The following is a 15,791-nucleotide window of genomic DNA, read 5'->3' as shown; positions in this document are numbered from 1 at the left end:
AGTTCGTCATGTCCGCTTTCAGTTCGGCTTACCGTCTTCGTCGCATCGCGATCTCCGCACTGCTGCTGGCAGCTAGCGCGCTGGGCGGCTGCTCCTCGATCGACCGCCTGTCGCAGATCGGCGAGCAGCCGAAGCTCTCGGCGATCGACAATCCGACCACGCAGCCGGGCTATAAGCCGGTGCAGATGCCGATGCCGAAGCCGGAAGTCGCCTCCTACAATCCGAACTCGCTGTGGCGCAACGGCAGCCGCGCCTTCTTCAAGGACCAGCGCGCCCGCCAGGTCGGCGACCTCCTGACCGTGACCGTGAACATCACGGACAAGGCCAACATCGCCAACGAGACCCAGCGCAGCCGCACCAATTCGGAAGATTCGGGGATCACCGACTTCATCGGCGCCAAGACCCTCGGCGCGCAGGCGCAGAAGGTGCTGCCCGGCCGCATCCTCACGGCCGACTCCTCCGCCTCCAGCGACGGCAAGGGCTCGGTCAACCGCACCGAAGCCCTGCAGACCAACGTCGCCGCCGTGGTCACCCAGGTGCTGCCGAACGGCAACCTCGTGGTCGAGGGCAAGCAGGAGATCCGCGTCAATTACGAGATCCGCGAGCTCGTGGTCGCCGGCATCGTCCGCCCCGAAGACATCCAGAGCGACAACACCATCGATTCCACCAAGATCGCACAGGCCCGCATCGCCTATGGCGGCCGCGGCCAGATCATGGACGTGCAGCAGCCGCGCTACGGCCAGCAAGTGATGGACGTGCTGCTGCCCTTCTAAGCTTCTCCCGAGCTCCCACATCGTGTTCGCGAACCTAGGCGCGAACGACGATGTACGACGCGGCCCTTGCTAGCTCCCCTGGCAAGGGCCGCATGTATTTTGGCGTGGTGATATGGCGGCCACGCGTCGGATGGTCCACGAGAGCGACGCCCCATCCGCGTCATTGCGAGCGCAGCGAAGCAATCCAGGCTGTCTCCGCGGAACGATCCTGGATTGCTTCGTCGCTTCGCTCCTCGCAAAGACGGCGGCGGAACCTGCCCCCTCACGTAAACTCCGCCTCGACCACGCCCAGCCCGTCCAGCTCCATCCGCACCTTGTCGCCGGCCTTCAGCCACAGCGTCTTGACCAGGCTGCCGGTGAGCACGAGCTGTCCCGCATGCAGGCCCTTGCCCTCGGCGGCGAGGTGGTTGGCGAGCCAGGCGAGCGCGTTGTGGGGATGACCGAGCACGTCGGCGCCGGTGCCGTGGCTGGCCTCCTCGCCGTTGAGAATTGCGCGGCCCTTGACCGCCCGCAGGTCCGGCACCGAGGAGCGCGGAACCTGGGGCCCCAGCACGCAGCCCGCCGCGAAGAAATCGTCGGCGATCAGCGTCGGGGCGCCCATCGTCTCCCACTTCACATAGCGGTCGTCGACGATCTCGATCGCGGGGTGATAGGACTCGACCGCCTCCCCGACCCATTCGGCCGTGAACGGCGCCTCGCCGGCAGCCAGGTCGCGCTTCAGCCGGACCGCGATCTCGCATTCGACGCCGACCCGGACATAGTTGGAGGCGGCAAGCTTGGCGCCGCTGTCGTGCACACCCTTCTGGAACACGCCGCCGCCGCAGGGGTGGGGGATGCCGATATAGTCCTGCATCACCTGGCTGGTGCAGCCGATCTTGTAGCCAACCAGCGGCCCGGCATGCGCCAGCAGCAGATCGTGCAGCGCGCGCTGGACCTGATAGCCCTCGGCTTCATCGGCCGGCGGGCGCTCCAGCGCCGCAAGCGGCGCATGATTGCGGCGCGCCAGCGCGATCGCCTTGGCAGCTTCGAGAATCCTGTCCATCGGCGCCGCTCCCACGCTTACGCAACATTGCGCCTCAGTTCAGCATTCCCGTCCGCGCCTGACAAGCGCTGGACGGCGCGATGCCGGGCCGAATACGGGGTGCTGCCGCCGCTTAAGGAAAAATTGAGCTGGCCCGGTCTTTATGGAGCCACGCGCCAGGGCCCACGCGCCTGCGCGGCACGAGACCCCTGATTGCAGCGATGCGCGAAGCGGCTGCGCCGCCGTCTCAAGATGCCAGTCGATCTCGTTGATGCGACTCGCAAAACTCTCCGCACTTGAAGTGAAGGCTTTTTCTCATGTGAACTCACGTGAGCACGCAGGATCTGACTCTAGCCCATTGATCCCGATTCATTTTTCGCAATCCCTGCAATCGGCATCGCGCGACGGCGGCGTTGCGGCAGAGGAACCCGCCGCAACGCCGAGTGCAAAGCCATCGCGTCCGTCAATTGCGTCCAAGCGCACTGCGAATGGCGAGCTCGACCGGCGAGTAATCCCCCTCGCTCCGCTGCAGCCGGTACGGCTCGGCCAGATGCAGCGGCGGCTGCGCCAGGAAGCGCGGTCGCGTTCCCCGATGCTTCTGCGCGGCATGGACCAGGAAGGGATGGCAGAGATAGACGGTGCCGGCCGCACCGGTCGCGAACACGACCGGACAGTCGGCCCCCATCTGCTCGAGCCTCATATGCGCCCGCCCCGCATCGCCGGCCGGCGCCAGGTAGCGCGCCATCGGCAGGTGCGAGCCGACCCGGATCCGCGTCGGCGCATCGTCGGCGCCGACATCGGAGAACAGGAACAGCAGCAGCAGCGCCCGCCCCCGCGAGGTGATGTTGACGCGCCAGGCCGAGTAATCCTGCGCTTCGTCCGCGTTCCAATCCTCGCCGGGAAAGCTGAGATCGACATGCCAGCCGGCATCGCCAGGGTCGTCCGGATGGGGAAATCGCACCGGAAAGGTACCGACGTCGCGTCGCGGCCGCCATCGGCCCTGCCCGACGATCTGGTCGAACGCGGCATGGAGTCTTGCCGTGTTGAAGGCATCGCGGAACGGCGGGTCGCCATAATAGGGCAACCGCACCACGGGCCGGGTCCAGGTCGCAGGGTCGTGCTCGCTGCACGGCAGGTCGCGCCACATGATGGCACGCGCCGCCTCGGCGAGCTCACGAGGGAAGGCATGGTCGATCCGGACGAAGCCGTCGCGAATGAATTGGGTGATTTGCGCGTCGTCGAGCGCGCGCGGGCTGACAGTCATGATGATCTCTCAATTGCTCGCCAGCCCTCATCGTCCGCTCGCTGCGGACCGGCTGGCTATCGGTCGGGAATCCGCAAATTCAGCTTGCGGGACGCAATGCCTCCGCCGCGGAGGCGCCTGCGCTCAGCCCAGGAAGAAGACCGATGCGATGTTGAGGGTGCAAATCATCATGGCGGCGCGAATCTACGCGCCGGACAAGCGACATTCAAGCCGCAGGCAAAATGCGGAGCGCGGTGCGAAACGGGGCACCCTACGCCACAAAACAAAAGAGCCGCATCTCTGCGGCTCCGTCTCTATTCGTCGCGATAGACCTTCTCGCGTTTCTCGTGGCGCTCCTGCGCTTCCACCGAGAGCGTGGCGATGGGCCGGGCTTCGAGCCGCTTCAGAGAGATCGGCTCGCCGGTGTCCTCGCAATAGCCGTAGGTGTTGTCCTCGATCCGCTGGAGCGCAGCGTCGATCTTGGCGATCAGCTTGCGCTGGCGGTCGCGGGCACGGAGCTCGATGGCACGGTCGGTTTCGGACGATGCCCGATCGGCGAGATCGGGGTGGTTCACGTTCTCCTCCTGCAGGGCCTGCAGGGTGAGCTTGGACTCTTTGAGGATCTCATCCTTCCAGGCGAGGAGCTTCAAACGGAAGTACTCCTTCTGCCGGTCGTTCATGAAAGGCTCTTTTTCGGTCGGTCGGTAGTTTTTCAACTTTTCCAAGGGAGGCCTATCTGTCTAAGCAACGACTCGCAACGGAAACAGGGTCCGTTGAACCGCGCCTTATATAGTGGCCTCCTGTGACAGACAATATTTCCCTCACCGTCCGGCTGGCGCCCCCAAGCCCTTGCACAGGAAGGTTTATCCTGAAGGGATCGGGGGCGGCCGAAAGCCTAGTAGCCGACCGTGAAACGCTCCCTCGGATGGGCCGGCCGCTCGATCTCGTCGGCGAGCGCAATGGCGTAGTCGGCGAAGGTGATCCAGCTCTTGCCGTTCGCATCTGCGAGAAGCTGGTCGGTCCCGAGCCGGAACTTGCCCGTCCGTTCGCCCTCGACGAACAGCGCCGACGGCGAAATGAAGCTCCAGTTCAGCTCCGTCTCCTGCCGCAACAGGTCGAGGAAGGCCGAACCCGCCTCGGCTTCCGCCTTGTACTGGGCCGGAAAGTTGGAAGTCGTGACCAGCTTCACGCCCGGCGCGACCTCGAGGCTGCCGGCGCCGCCGACGACGAGGTAACGGCCAACCTTGGCGTCCCTGGCCGCCCCGATCAGCTTGCGCGCGTCACTGGCCAGGAAGTGCACGGAACTCACGGCGACGTCGTGGCCGGCCCACAGCTTGGCAAGACCGGCTTGGTCGAGCACGTCCCCCCTGGTCGGCGTGACGTTCGGCAGGGCGGCAATCTTCTCGGGGTTCCGGGCGATGGCGGTGACCGCGTGGCCGCGGCGGGACAGTTCCTTGGTGATCTCCGACCCGGCCCGGCCCGAGGCGCCGGCAACTGCGATTTTCATGGAAGGCTTCCTTTGCTTCTGTGGTAACTAATAGAAACTAGATATCGCAAAGAATGCTGGTGTTAAGAGAGCACTTTGTGCTTACCTGATTACACAGGGGTAACCCCATGCGTGTCGCAAGCGACGAAATTGGAGTCCGAGGCTCGACCATGAAACCCGACGTTTATGCAGCGAACTGCCCCACCCGCCAGATCCTCGACCGCGTCGGCGACAAATGGGCGGTGCTGATCCTGTTGCTGCTGCGCGTGGAGCCGATGCGCTTCAATCAGTTGCGCCGCACGATCGAAGGCATTTCGCAGAAGATGCTGAGCCAGGTTCTCAAATCGCTCGAACGCGACGGCCTGATCAGGCGCCACGCCATCGCGACCGTGCCGGTCACGGTGGAGTATTCGATCACGCAGCTCGGGCTGACGCTCGCCGGCGCGGTCGATCCCTTGCGCGATTGGGCCGAGCAGAATCTGAAGGACGTTCTCGCCGCCCAGCGCCGTTACGACGCGCAGCAGAAGGAGGAAGCGGCGTGAAATGTAACGTCTCGTGAAATGTAACGTCTGGAGTTCGCGCATCGCCCCAGACTCCGCTGTCATGCCCCGGCTTGACCGGGGCATCCAGTACGCCGAGAACTCTCGGCTCAATTACAACTGTCTCTGGAATACTGGATCGCCCCGCCCCCGTGCGCAATTGCGCACCAGGCGGGCGATGACAGCTTGATACGACAGACTAAGCCTGCCCGGCCTTGGCCAGCTCGACCTCGACGCGCAGCTCGATCTCGGAGAGCACCGCATCGAGACCCGGATCGCCCGAGGACGATTTCAGGTTCGCCGCAGCATCGCGCAGCCGCAACACGGTCGACTTGTCGAGATTGCCGGACAACAGCCCCATCTTGAGATCGTCGAGCACGTCGAGCGCGGTCCGGCCGCGCGCGACCGAGCGCTTGCGTCGCTCGATCGGATCCTCTTCGACGCCTTGCAGGGCAAGCAGCCCGTCGATGTTGGTGGCGGCCTTCGGTGCGGCGGCGCTCCGCGTCTCCTGCGCCGACGAGGTGTCGGGCAGCACGAAGGTGCCGGAGCCGGTCCGCCTGGCCTGGCTGGCCGGCGTTCCAAGCGTGGTGCCGTTCGGTCCGTAGATGCGCATCGGAAGGAATCCGGGTGATCGATGCCGTCACCTTCGCTGTCTTATGGTTAACGGCGCGTAAACAGCCCGGCAAAAACTGCCGACAGGCGGCAGTTTCGCTCCTCAGGGCGAACGCCGGCTGACGCCGGTCGAAACAGATTTATTCAACCTATTCAGCGGCCTACCCCTGTCCCTCCGGGTTGGCACAGCCCTCGCAAGGACAGCGCCAGACCAGCTCGACATGGGAGTGTTGAGATGGGTCCGAGATTTGAGGAGCCTTTTGAGGATCCTTGGGGAGCAAAGGATGCCAAGCGTTCGTTGGGTGAGGATTGTCGGAGTGGCCTGCGCAGCGCTGTCAGCGCTGGTGCTACAGGTCGCGTCCGCAAGCGCGACCTCGCGCATCAAGGATCTCGCCAACATCGAAGGCGTGCGGCAGAACCAGCTCATCGGCTACGGCCTCGTCGTCGGCCTCAACGGCACCGGCGACACGCTCAACAACATCCCTTTCACCAAGCAGTCGCTGCAGGCGATGCTCGAGCGCATGGGCGTCAACATCCGCGGCGCCACCATCCGCACCGGCAACGTCGCCGCCGTGATGGTAACGGGCAATCTGCCGGCCTTCGCCACCCAGGGCACACGCATGGACGTCACGGTGTCCGCGCTCGGCGATGCCAAGAACCTCCAGGGCGGCACCCTGCTCGTCACCCCCCTGCTGGGTGCAGACGGCAATGTCTACGCCGTGGCGCAGGGATCGCTCGCGATCTCCGGCTTCCAGGCCGAGGGCGAAGCGGCGAAGATCGTGCGCGGCGTTCCGACCGTCGGACGCATCGCCAACGGCGCCATCATCGAGCGCGAGATCGAGTTCGCGCTCAACCGCCTGCCGAACGTCCGCCTGGCGCTGCGCAACGCGGACTTCACCACGGCGAAGCGGATCGCTGCCGCCGTCAACGACTATCTCGGCGTCAAGACCGCCGAGCCGATCGATCCCTCCACGGTGCAGCTGTCGGTCCCTCCGGAGTTCAAGGGCAACGTCGTCGCGTTCCTCACCGAGATCGAGCAGCTGCAGGTCGATCCCGATCTCGCCGCCAAGATCATCATCGACGAACGCAGCGGCATCATCGTGATGGGCCGCGACGTTCGCGTCGCCACCGTCGCGGTGGCGCAGGGCAACCTCACGGTGACGATCTCCGAGAGCCCGCAGGTGAGCCAGCCCAATCCGCTGTCGCGTGGCCGCACCGTGGTCGCGCCGCGCAGCAGCGTCACCGTCACCGAGGACGGCAAGAAGCTGGCCGTCGTCAAGGACGGCGTCTCGCTCCAGCAGCTCGTCGACGGCCTCAACGGCCTCGGCATCGGCCCGCGCGACATGATCAGCATCCTCCAGGCGATCAAGGCCGCCGGCGCGATCGAAGCCGACATCGAGGTGATGTGATGCAGACCAACGCGATCAACACCCCGCGCATCAACAACTCCTCGGCCTTCTCGGTCGAGAGCCGCAACGGCCGGCCTGATTTCGATCTCGCCGCCGCGCTGCAAAAGGTCTCGCCGCAACAGCAGGCCAAGGCGCAGAAGACCGCCACCGATTTCGAGGCGATGTTCCTCAACAGCATGTTCTCGCAGATGACCTCGGGCCTGAAAGGCGAAGGCCCGTTCGGCGACACGCCGGGCACCGGGGTGTGGCGTTCGATGCTGACCGAGCAATATTCCAAGAACTTCGCCAATGCCGGCGGCGTCGGCGTGGCCCGGGACGTCTATCGTACCCTGATCATCCAGCAGGCAAAAACCACTCTTCGTACGGCATAAGGTCCAACGAGATGAACCAGTTCAGCGCCTCACGTCAGCCGATGCAGGCCCAGCGCCCGGCCACAGCGCCCGGCAGCGCCGAGGCGCGCAAGCTCGCCGAAGACCTGATGGATGCGATGAACGCGCTGCTGGGACTGATCGAGCGCGAGACCGAGCTCGTTCGCGCCGGCAAGGTCCGCGAGGCGATGACGTTCGAGAGCAAGAAGCAGGAGCTGTCGCGCAACTACGTCGCTGCCGTCAGCCAGTTGAAGGCCAATCAACCTCAGCTCGCGAAGTCCGCGCCAGAGCTGCTCTCGACGCTGCATCGCCACCACGATGCGTTCCGCGCGATGCTCCAGGTCAATCTCACAGTGCTCGCGACCGCACACGCGGTCTCCGAAAGCGTCGTGCGCGGCGTCAATGCCGAGATCCAGAAGCGCAACGTGCCGAACACCTATACGGCCGCGGGGCGCCGCGCGGCGCCAGGACCGCGCCACATCACGCCGCTCGCGGTCAGCCGCTCGCTCTGAGCGCACGCAAGAACAAGCGACAATTTTACGAAAAACCGCGCGGCGAAATCGTCGCGCGGTTAGGTACGTTTCGTTACCGGGTCTTCAGTCTTGGCGTTCCATGGTTGCGTATTGAGAGGGGTTGGGATTTGACTCAATCAAGGCAACCAGGAGGCTGCCATGAGTACAGATTTCAGCATCAGGCCGGTGGGGATCCCGGCCCCCGTGCAGATCGTAGCGACGTCCAACGCGGCGGCGAACGAGGCTGTGCAAACTGATCTTCCGGTGAGCCAGACGGTCGCCGCAGCGGATACGAGCGCGCCTGTGCGCAACGATCTGCCGAGCCACGAGAACATCTCGCGTCAGGTCGTTTTCGACCAGGCGTCGGCATCCATGGTCTTCCAGGTGGTCAACGACAAGACCGAAGCGGTGGTCAACCAGTTCCCGGACGAAGCGATGCTGCGCCGGCGGGCCTATTTCCATGCCCTGGACATGAAGTCCGAACCTTCGCGCCCGCTCAGCACGGACGTCAGCGCCTGACGATTACGCGATCGATGGCGACGCTCTGCGTCTGACCGACACCGGTCAACGCGAAATTCGCATTTCTGCAGGATGGCAGTCCAGAACCCTCGTGATGCCGACGATCACGAGGAGCCGTCACGGCCGCCCGGACAAACCGGCAGCGATGTTGCGGTTGATCTCGATCAGCGGACGGAAGTGATCGAACTGCGGGCTCATCTGCAGCGCGGCGGTCTGGCTCAGCACGAACACGCTGATGTTGGCGATCTTCTGCCGGACGTCGATCGGCTGCGGGTTGTTGTCGCGCATCGCTTCGCTCAGGAAAATGGTCCAGAGCTTGCGGTTGAACATCAGGGCCTGCATGGTCTGCTCGCTGAGCGGATCGGCGTTGTTCACCGCATCCTGGAGCTTGTTCGCGGCCTTCAGCAGGGTCTGCGCCTCGATGTCGCGAGGAGATGCGGTGGTCGTTGCAACACGCGCATAAGCCGAGGCAGCGGAATTCGACATCAATCACACCCTGGAGGTTACCTAGCGCGTTGTACGCGCTTAAGGATTTCTTTCCCAACCCTAGGCAGCACCGCTTAAGATTTGCTTACGTGTTGTGCTTGGAAGCACTCCGGATAATTACGGGTCGCGGAGCTCTTCGTCAGCGCAACGCTAGATCCACGCATGCACGAAGTAAACTTGCTTCGCGTGATGCGCGCCGATCTCAGCTAATCTTGTCTTAGCGATCTCCCTCAAAAGAACGGCGGGGCGTTAGCCCCGCCGCGAAATCTCGAATTGCGATCCTGGCTCTCTGAATTAGCGGAGCAGCTGCAGCACGCTCTGCTGCGACTGGTTCGCCAGCGACAACGCGGAGACCGCGATCGACTGTCGGGTCGACAGCGCCTGGCTGTTCGCCGCTTCCTCGTTGGTGTCGGCGAGCGTCAGGTTGGACGAGCCGGTCTGCAGCACGTTGATCAGGTTCTTGGAGAAGTCCTGACGCACCTGCACGATCGAGAGGTTCGAACCGAGCGATGATCCTTCCGAGCGCAGCCTGCTCGAGGCGGCATTCAGGCTGGCCAGCACCTTGTTGGTGGCGCCGTTGTCGATGAAGTCCGTGCCGGGGACGAGATTGCTGAGGCCGAGGCCGGCCGCGTTGAACACGACACCGTTGATGCCGAGCGTGGAGCTGCCGGTCTCGTTGAAGACCAGCTTCAGCGTATCGCCGTTGAGCAGGTTGATGCCGTTGAAGGACGAGTCCTGCGAGGTCGTGTCGATCTGGGCCAGGATGTTGTTGAACTGGCTGACCAGGCTCGAACGCGCGGTCTGCGCGACGGGATCCTGAACCGGCGGCTGCGCGGTGGTGAAGGCGAGCACGCCGGTGAGCGTACCGCCGACCGCGCCGCCCGCGGCCGTCGAACCGAGGGTCGAGGACGCGTATTCGTTGACGGTGGTGACCGTCAGCACGCCGTTGGCATCGATCGTCGCCGTCAAATGGTTGGCCTGCAGCTGCACATTGAGCTGGTCGAGCGTCTTGACGGTGCCGTTGGTGCCGTCGCCGAAGGTGACGTTCACCGGCGTGCCGCCGTTGAAGGAGGAGAAGGTCAGGGTCTTGCCGCTGACGCCGCCGACGCCGGAGGTCCGCGCCGCGGTGAAGGCGGTCGCCGTTCCCGTGTTGCCGCTGAGTCCGAACGCGCTGAGGGCATTGCCGGTGCCGGTGATCGAGAGATCGGCGTTGATGCCAGTGGAGAGCGCCAGCTGACCGCTGCTGTTGACCGAGGACGGGATCTGGCCCGCGGTGGTCGACAGTGCCGCCGCGCCGTTGAAGATATTCGCCGTCTTGACGCCGGTGGCGAGGTCGACCGCATTGAGAAGGTCGGTCAGCGTCGCGCTCTGGAGATAGACGGTCGAGTTGCCGTTGCCGTCGGTGACGACGTTGCCGCTGACGCCGTAGCCAGTGGCCACGCTCGTCGCCGATTGCGGCGTCTGTGCGTTTTTGAAGGTGATGGTGTGACCGTCGATGTTCAGGGTCGAGCCGTCTTGAACGAGAGTGCCGAGCGAGCCCGCGGTGGTCGAGCGGTTCGCAGTCACGCTCGCGTTGCCCGCACCGGTGGCGGATGTCAGGCCAAGCTTGTTGAGGAAGTCAGCCTTGCCCGTCACGCTCAGATCGGCGCCGGTCGAGCTCTTCAGCGTCACCTGGCCGCCGCCCGAGATGGACGATGCCGTCTGAAGCGTGCCGACGGGACCGGCCGAACCGCTGACCGCGATGGTCGCCGCGCCGGCGCTGATCGTTGCACTCTTGACGCCGCTGGCGAGGTCGATTGCGCTGAGGACGTCGTTGATGGTCGCGCCCGGCGCAGTCGGCGTTCCCTCGTAGACGATCGAATTGCCGTTGCCGTCGGTGGCGATGTGGCCGCTGGCGTCGAGGCCCCAGCCGGTCGGCTGCGTGCTCGGAGCGATGCCGGTGCGGAAGGTGATGGTCTTGCCGTTTACCGTGATGGTGTCGCCGTCCGCGGGCGCAGCGCCGAAAGTAGTCGACGCGGTGGTGCCGACCAGCGTGGCGGTGCCGCTGAGCACGGTGGTGCCGTCGGCCGCGGTCGCGGCAAATCCGACCAATGTGCCGGCGCTCGAGCCCAGAGAGGCGCCGAGTGCGGCGGTTCCCGTCACCGGGGTCACGCCACCGGCGGCACCGGTGTAGAGCACGTTGCTCTTCGCGGTCGCGCTGGCATAGGAGGTCGTGCCGCGCAAATCGGCCGGCGTCGCCCCCGGAATCGTGGTCGAGACGTTCGACTTGGTGGAATAGCCGACCGTGGTCTGAAGCGCCTGGTTGGCGATCGATTTCGCGCTGTCGATCAGCTTCTGCAGCGAGGTGATGCCGGTGTTGGCGGCCTGCAGCACCTGCACGCCGTTGTTGATGCCGTCGAGCAGGTTGCTGATGTCGCTCGCTCGGTTGTCCAGCCCCTGCGCCGTGAAGAAGTTGGTGGGATTGTCGAGCGCCGTGTTGACCTTCTTGCCGGTCGACAGCCGCTCCTGCGTCGTGGCCAGCAAGTCGGCCGTCGACTGCAGCGACAACAGGTTCTGGCGAACGGACGCCGAGAGAACGATGTTGGACATTGGCGAGTCTTCCTCTTGAACCGGATACGAATCGGCCGCGCGGTCTGCAAAGCGGGCTTTTGTCCAGTCTTAGGGGGTCTCCTTTAAAGTATGGTTAACGCCGGTTTAAGGGATAGGGTTAATGGCCGATGAACGCCCCTGCCCGCCTCCGGATGCAAAAAAGAGCGGCGGGGCAAATGGCCCCGCCGCTCCATTTTACTTAAGTATTTCAGATACTTGTTAGCGAAGCAGCTGCAGCACGCTCTGCTGCGAGGTGTTGGCCAGCGACAGCGCGGAGACCGCGATGGACTGGCGGGTCGACAGCGCCTGGCTGTTGGCCGCTTCGACGTTGGTGTCGGCCAGGGTCAGGTTGGACGAGCCGGTCTGCAGCACGTTGATCAGGTTCTTGTTGAAGTCCTGACGGATCTGCACGACCGAGAGGTTCGAGCCAAGGCTCGAAGCTTCCGAGCGCAGCGTGCTCGACGCGGCGTTCAGGTTGGTCAGCACCCGGTTGGCGGCGGCGTTGTCGATGAAATCGACGCCGACGGTCAACGAGGCAAGACCCAGACCCTTGGAGTTGTAGGTCACGCCGGTGATGTTCAGGCTCGACTTGCCGGTCTCGTCGAACACCAGCTTGAGCTGGTCGCCGTTGAGCAGGTTGACGCCGTTGAACGAGGAGTCCTGCGAGGTGGTGTCGATCTGGTTCAGAATGTTGTTGTACTGAGACACCAGATTGGCACGCGCCGTCTGGGCGACGCCGTCCTGAACCGGGTTGGAAGCGGTCGAGAAGGTCAGCGCCGAGGTGAGTGTGCCGCCGATCGCACCGCCGGCAGCCGTCGAGCCGAGGGTCGAGGACGCATAGTCGTTGGATGCGGTGATGGTCAGCAGGCCGTTGGCGTCGATCGTCGCCGACAGGTTGTTGGCCTGCAGCTTGTTGTTGAGCTGGTCGAGCGTCTTGACCGTGCCGTTGGTGCCGTCGCCGAAGGTGACGTTGACCGCCGTGCCGCCGTTGAAGGAGGTGAAGGTCAAGGTCTTGCCGGCGATGCCGCCGATACCGGAGGTGCGCGCCGCGGTGAAGGCGGTCGCGTTACCGGTGTTGCCGGCAAGGCCGAACACGTTCAGCGCATTGCCGGTGCCGGTGATCGACAGGTCGGCGTTGACGCCGGTCGAGATCTTGAGCTGACCGGACGTATTGATCGTCGAGTTCGACTGGCCGGTGGCGGTCGCAAGCGTCGCGGTGCCGTTGGCGCTGATCGTCGCGGTCTGCACGCCGGTGGCAAGGTCGATCGCCTTCAGCACGTCGTTGACCGTGCCGGCCTGCAGATAGACCGTCGAGTTGCCGTTGCCGTCGGTGACGACGTTGCCGCTCGCACCATAACCGGTCGGAACGCTCGGAGCACCGGTCGAGCCCGGAACCGGCGCGTTCTTGAAGGTGATGACGTGACCGTCGACGTTCAGCGTCGAGCCGTCCGTGATGGTTGCACCCAGCGAAGCCGCGCTCGTGGTGCGGTTGACGTTCACGGTGGCATTACCCGCACCCGTCGACGTTGTCAGGGCAAGCGCCTTGAGCAGGTCGGCCTTGCCGGTGACGCTCAGATCCGCGCCCGTCGAGCTCCTCAGCGTGACGGCGCCGCCGGCAACGGTCGAAACCGCAGCACCTGGCTGGCTGGCGCTCACGGCGATCGTCGCAGCACCCGAGGTGATGGAGACCGTCTTCACGCCGCTGGCCAGATCGATCGCGCTCAGCAGATCGTCGACGGTCGCAAGCGTTGAAGGCGTACCGGTGCTGCCGAGATAGACGGTGGTGTTGCCGTTGCCGTCGGTGACGAGGTGGCCGCTGACGCCCGAACCGGCGGGAACACCGGTCGCCGCCGGCGCGGTGCCGGCACGGAAGGTGATGGTCTTGCCGTTCACGGTCAGGGTGTCGCCGTCGGCGGGCTGGGCGTTGCCGGCCAGGCCGCTGGCGCTCGTGCCGTTGGTGGCGATCAGCGTGATGGTGCCTTCGAGGGTCGTGGTACCGCCGGCGCCGGTGGTTGCGCCAGTGCTTGCGAAGACGCCGATGCTGGCGCCGAGCGTGCTGGTGCCGGTCGCCGCCGTGGTGCCGCCGGCCGCGCCGCTATACAGCACGTTGCTGCTCGCGGTGGCGCTGGCGAACGACGTCGTGCCGCGCAGGTCGGCCGCGGTCGCACCCGAGATGGTGGTGGAGACGTTCGACTTGGTGGAGTAGCCGACCGTGGTCTGCAGCGCCTGGTTGGCGATCGACTTGGCGCTGTCGATCAGCTTCTGCAGGGAGGTCAGGCCGGTGTTGGCAGCCTGCAGCACCTGCACGCCGTTGGCGATGCTGTCGAGCAGATTGTTGATGTCGCTGGCGCGGTTGTCGAGCGACTGTGCGGTGAAGAAGTTGGTGGGATTGTCCAGGGCCGAGTTGACGCTCTTGCCGGTCGACAGACGGTTCTGTGTGGTGGCGAGAAGATCAGCGGTGGACTGGAGAGAAAGCAGGTTCTGACGAACCGACGCAGAGAGAACAACGGACATGACTCTTACCCTTCTGGCTTACGCGTCTTCGTTCGATCGCTTCTGGATCGAGTGACGGGGCCAGCGTGCCGCGACATGGCTAACAAAGGGTGAAACGAACGTCGCCTGCGTTAGGCGCCGGTTCACCATAAGCGGGTCGAAGGCGCCGAGACGATCGACAATCCATCTGAAATCATTGGTGATTCCTGGCGCTTACGCTCCATTAACCATAACCGCTGGTTACTTTTTCGAGCGGCGCCTGCCCTCTCGAGGTCTGCGAGCGTTAAACAAAAAGAAAGCGGCGGGGCCGAAGCCCCGCCGCCGGATCTTGCCTGCGATGTCGTCCGCGACTTAGCGGAGCAGCTGCAGCACGCTCTGCTGCGACTGGTTGGCCAGCGACAGCGCGGAGACCGCGATGGACTGGCGGGTCGACAGCGCCTGGCTGTTGGCCGCTTCGACGTTGGTGTCGGCTAGCGTCAGGTTGGACGAGCCGGTCTGCAGCACGTTGATCAGGTTCTTGTTGAAGTCCTGACGAACCTGCACGATCGTCAGGTTCGAGCCCAGAGCCGAAGCTTCCGAGCGCAGCGTGCTCGACGCCGCGTTCAGGTTGGTCAGCACCTTGTTGGTGGCAGCGTTGTCGATGAAGTCGACACCGCTGGTCAGCGCAGCGAGGCCCAGACCCTTGGAGTTGTAGGTCACGCCGGTGATGCTGAGGCTCGACTTCGCAGTCTCGTCGAACACCAGCTTGAGCTGATCGCCGTTCAAGAGGTTGACGCCGTTGAACGAGGAGTCCTGGGCGGTCGAGTCGATCTGGTTCAGGATGTTGTTGTACTGGTTGACCAGGTTCGCACGCGAGGTCTGGGCAACCGTGTCCGCGACGGGAGTGGAAGCCGTCGAGAACGTCAGAGCCGTGGTCAGCGTGCCGCCGATCGCACCACCTGCAGCGTTCGAACCGATGGTCGAGGACGCGTAGTCGTTGGTGGTGGAGACCGTCAGCAGGCCGTTGGCGTCGATCGTCGCCGTCAGGTTGTTGGCCTGCAGCTTGCTGTTGAGCTGATCGAGCGTCTTGACCGTGCCGTTGGTGCCGTCGCCGAAGGTGACGTTGACCGCCGTGCCGCCGTTGAAGGAGGAGAAGGTCAAGGTCTTGCCGGTGAGGCCGCCGACGCCGGAGGTACGCGCCGCGGTGAAGGCCGTCGAGGTCCCGGTATTGCCGGCGAGGCCGAGCACGTTCAGCGCGTTGCCGGTGCCGGTGACGGACAGATCGGCGTTGACGCCGGTGGAGAGCTTGAGCTGGCCGGAGGCGTTGATCGACGAGTTGGTCTGGCCGGTGGCGGTCGCGACCGTCGCGGTGCCGTTGGCATTGACCGTCGCGGTCTGCACGCCGGTGGCAAGGTCGATCGCCTTCAAGACGTCGTTGACCGTGCCGCCCTGCAGATAGACCGTCGAGTTGCCGGCGCCGTCGGTGAGAACGTTGCCGCTCGCACCAAACCCGGTCGGAACGCTCGGAGCACCGGTCGAACCCGGGATCGGCGCGTTCTTGAAGGTGATGACGTGACCGTCGACGTTCAGCGTCGAACCGTCCGAGATCTCCGCACCCAGCGAGGCCGAGCTCGTGGTCCGGTTGACGTTCACGGTAGCGTTGCCGCCGCCGACAGCCGTTGTCAGGGCGAGGGCCTTGAGCAGGTCGGCCTTGCCGGTGACGCTCAGATCCGCACCCGTCGAGCTCCTCAGCGTGACGGCG

Annotated in this window: 15 protein-coding genes; 6 read left to right on the top strand and 9 right to left on the bottom strand. The window is 64.7% G+C overall.

The genetic code is table 11. From position 1 onward, the window contains the following. Positions 1-8 precede the first annotated feature (8 nt). Positions 9-773 carry a flagellar basal body L-ring protein FlgH gene (gene flgH, locus CO669_RS03455; protein ID WP_097658010.1) on the top strand — a complete coding sequence of 255 codons (765 nt, stop codon included), beginning with the start codon at positions 9-11 and terminating at the stop codon, positions 771-773. Positions 774-1,035: 262 nt separating this feature from the next. On the opposite strand, the gene CO669_RS03450 is transcribed toward flgH, so the two are convergent. The 4 genes from CO669_RS03450 to CO669_RS03435 all read right to left on the bottom strand — a co-directional run bounded on the left by CO669_RS03450 (position 1,036) and on the right by CO669_RS03435 (position 4,544). Further along, positions 1,036-1,815 carry a 2-keto-4-pentenoate hydratase gene (locus CO669_RS03450; RefSeq protein WP_097658008.1) on the bottom strand — a complete coding sequence of 260 codons (780 nt, stop codon included), beginning with the start codon at positions 1,813-1,815 and terminating at the stop codon, positions 1,036-1,038. Between the two features lie 442 nt (positions 1,816-2,257). Further along, positions 2,258-3,058 carry a phytanoyl-CoA dioxygenase family protein gene (locus CO669_RS03445; protein WP_502694451.1) on the bottom strand — a complete coding sequence of 267 codons (801 nt, stop codon included), beginning with the start codon at positions 3,056-3,058 and terminating at the stop codon, positions 2,258-2,260. 293 nt (positions 3,059-3,351) lie between these two features. After that, positions 3,352-3,717, bottom strand: coding sequence for an RNA polymerase-binding protein DksA (dksA, locus tag CO669_RS03440; protein WP_008554760.1), 366 nt, complete (start codon positions 3,715-3,717; stop codon positions 3,352-3,354). Between the two features lie 215 nt (positions 3,718-3,932). Next, complete coding sequence (locus CO669_RS03435) at positions 3,933-4,544, bottom strand: NAD(P)-dependent oxidoreductase (protein WP_097658004.1); 612 nt, start codon at positions 4,542-4,544, stop codon at positions 3,933-3,935. Between the two features lie 149 nt (positions 4,545-4,693). Here CO669_RS03435 and CO669_RS03430 point away from each other — a divergent pair, with 149 nt between their 5' ends. Then, on the top strand, positions 4,694-5,065 hold the full coding sequence (locus CO669_RS03430) for a winged helix-turn-helix transcriptional regulator (protein WP_097658002.1): 372 nt from the start codon (positions 4,694-4,696) through the stop codon (positions 5,063-5,065). A 196-nt stretch (positions 5,066-5,261) separates the two neighbouring features. On the opposite strand, the gene CO669_RS03425 is transcribed toward CO669_RS03430, so the two are convergent. Then, positions 5,262-5,675: a flagellar assembly protein FliX gene (locus CO669_RS03425; RefSeq protein WP_097658000.1), complete on the bottom strand. Its 414-nt coding sequence runs from the start codon at positions 5,673-5,675 to the stop codon at positions 5,262-5,264. Between the two features lie 283 nt (positions 5,676-5,958). On the opposite strand from CO669_RS03425, the gene CO669_RS03420 reads away from it, so the two are divergent. From CO669_RS03420 to CO669_RS03405, 4 genes are all read left to right on the top strand, one after another. Further along, complete coding sequence (locus tag CO669_RS03420; RefSeq protein ID WP_097657998.1) at positions 5,959-7,083, top strand: flagellar basal body P-ring protein FlgI; 1,125 nt, start codon at positions 5,959-5,961, stop codon at positions 7,081-7,083. Further along, the gene (gene flgJ, locus CO669_RS03415) at positions 7,083-7,454 is read left to right on the top strand and encodes a flagellar assembly peptidoglycan hydrolase FlgJ (protein ID WP_198963809.1); all 372 of its coding nucleotides are present in this window, start codon (positions 7,083-7,085) and stop codon (positions 7,452-7,454) included. Before CO669_RS03420 ends, flgJ begins: the two co-directional genes overlap by 1 nt. Positions 7,455-7,465: 11 nt before the next feature. Further along, positions 7,466-7,963, top strand: coding sequence for a hypothetical protein (locus CO669_RS03410; RefSeq protein ID WP_097657994.1), 498 nt, complete (start codon positions 7,466-7,468; stop codon positions 7,961-7,963). Between the two features lie 159 nt (positions 7,964-8,122). Then, positions 8,123-8,482: a hypothetical protein gene (locus tag CO669_RS03405; RefSeq protein ID WP_097657992.1), complete on the top strand. Its 360-nt coding sequence runs from the start codon at positions 8,123-8,125 to the stop codon at positions 8,480-8,482. A gap of 117 nt (positions 8,483-8,599) precedes the next feature. Here CO669_RS03405 and flaF read toward each other — a convergent pair whose 3' ends face one another. The 4 genes from flaF to CO669_RS03385 form a co-directional block, all read right to left on the bottom strand. Then, complete coding sequence (flaF, locus tag CO669_RS03400; RefSeq protein ID WP_008554779.1) at positions 8,600-8,968, bottom strand: flagellar biosynthesis regulator FlaF; 369 nt, start codon at positions 8,966-8,968, stop codon at positions 8,600-8,602. 294 nt (positions 8,969-9,262) lie between these two features. Further along, positions 9,263-11,557: a DUF1522 domain-containing protein gene (locus CO669_RS03395; RefSeq protein WP_097657990.1), complete on the bottom strand. Its 2,295-nt coding sequence runs from the start codon at positions 11,555-11,557 to the stop codon at positions 9,263-9,265. Positions 11,558-11,776: 219 nt separating this feature from the next. Beyond that, positions 11,777-14,071 carry a DUF1522 domain-containing protein gene (locus CO669_RS03390; protein WP_097657988.1) on the bottom strand — a complete coding sequence of 765 codons (2,295 nt, stop codon included), beginning with the start codon at positions 14,069-14,071 and terminating at the stop codon, positions 11,777-11,779. Between the two features lie 330 nt (positions 14,072-14,401). After that, a partial coding sequence (locus tag CO669_RS03385; RefSeq protein WP_143278611.1) for a DUF1522 domain-containing protein occupies positions 14,402-15,791 on the bottom strand: 1,390 nt, incomplete at its 5' end.

Origin of the sequence: Bradyrhizobium sp. Y36 (assembly GCF_002531575.1) — a bacterium.
Lineage (GTDB): Bacteria > Pseudomonadota > Alphaproteobacteria > Rhizobiales > Xanthobacteraceae > Bradyrhizobium.
The sequence above is the reverse complement of the archived record's forward strand: the minus strand, read 5'-3'. Positions and strand labels throughout refer to the sequence as shown.

Excerpts from the sequence above, each read along its gene's own strand:
- flgH (WP_097658010.1), top strand. The coding sequence starts at position 9 with ATGTCCGCTTTCAGTTCGGCTTACCGTCTTCGTCGCATCGCGATCTCC.
- CO669_RS03450 (WP_097658008.1), bottom strand. The coding sequence starts at position 1,815 with ATGGACAGGATTCTCGAAGCTGCCAAGGCGATCGCGCTGGCGCGCCGC.
- CO669_RS03445 (WP_502694451.1), bottom strand. The coding sequence starts at position 3,058 with ATGACTGTCAGCCCGCGCGCGCTCGACGACGCGCAAATCACCCAATTC.
- dksA (WP_008554760.1), bottom strand. The coding sequence starts at position 3,717 with ATGAACGACCGGCAGAAGGAGTACTTCCGTTTGAAGCTCCTCGCCTGG.
- CO669_RS03435 (WP_097658004.1), bottom strand. The coding sequence starts at position 4,544 with ATGAAAATCGCAGTTGCCGGCGCCTCGGGCCGGGCCGGGTCGGAGATC.
- CO669_RS03430 (WP_097658002.1), top strand. The coding sequence starts at position 4,694 with ATGAAACCCGACGTTTATGCAGCGAACTGCCCCACCCGCCAGATCCTC.
- CO669_RS03425 (WP_097658000.1), bottom strand. The coding sequence starts at position 5,675 with ATGCGCATCTACGGACCGAACGGCACCACGCTTGGAACGCCGGCCAGC.
- CO669_RS03420 (WP_097657998.1), top strand. The coding sequence starts at position 5,959 with ATGCCAAGCGTTCGTTGGGTGAGGATTGTCGGAGTGGCCTGCGCAGCG.
- flgJ (WP_198963809.1), top strand. The coding sequence starts at position 7,083 with ATGCAGACCAACGCGATCAACACCCCGCGCATCAACAACTCCTCGGCC.
- CO669_RS03410 (WP_097657994.1), top strand. The coding sequence starts at position 7,466 with ATGAACCAGTTCAGCGCCTCACGTCAGCCGATGCAGGCCCAGCGCCCG.
- CO669_RS03405 (WP_097657992.1), top strand. The coding sequence starts at position 8,123 with ATGAGTACAGATTTCAGCATCAGGCCGGTGGGGATCCCGGCCCCCGTG.
- flaF (WP_008554779.1), bottom strand. The coding sequence starts at position 8,968 with ATGTCGAATTCCGCTGCCTCGGCTTATGCGCGTGTTGCAACGACCACC.
- CO669_RS03395 (WP_097657990.1), bottom strand. The coding sequence starts at position 11,557 with ATGTCCAACATCGTTCTCTCGGCGTCCGTTCGCCAGAACCTGTTGTCG.
- CO669_RS03390 (WP_097657988.1), bottom strand. The coding sequence starts at position 14,071 with ATGTCCGTTGTTCTCTCTGCGTCGGTTCGTCAGAACCTGCTTTCTCTC.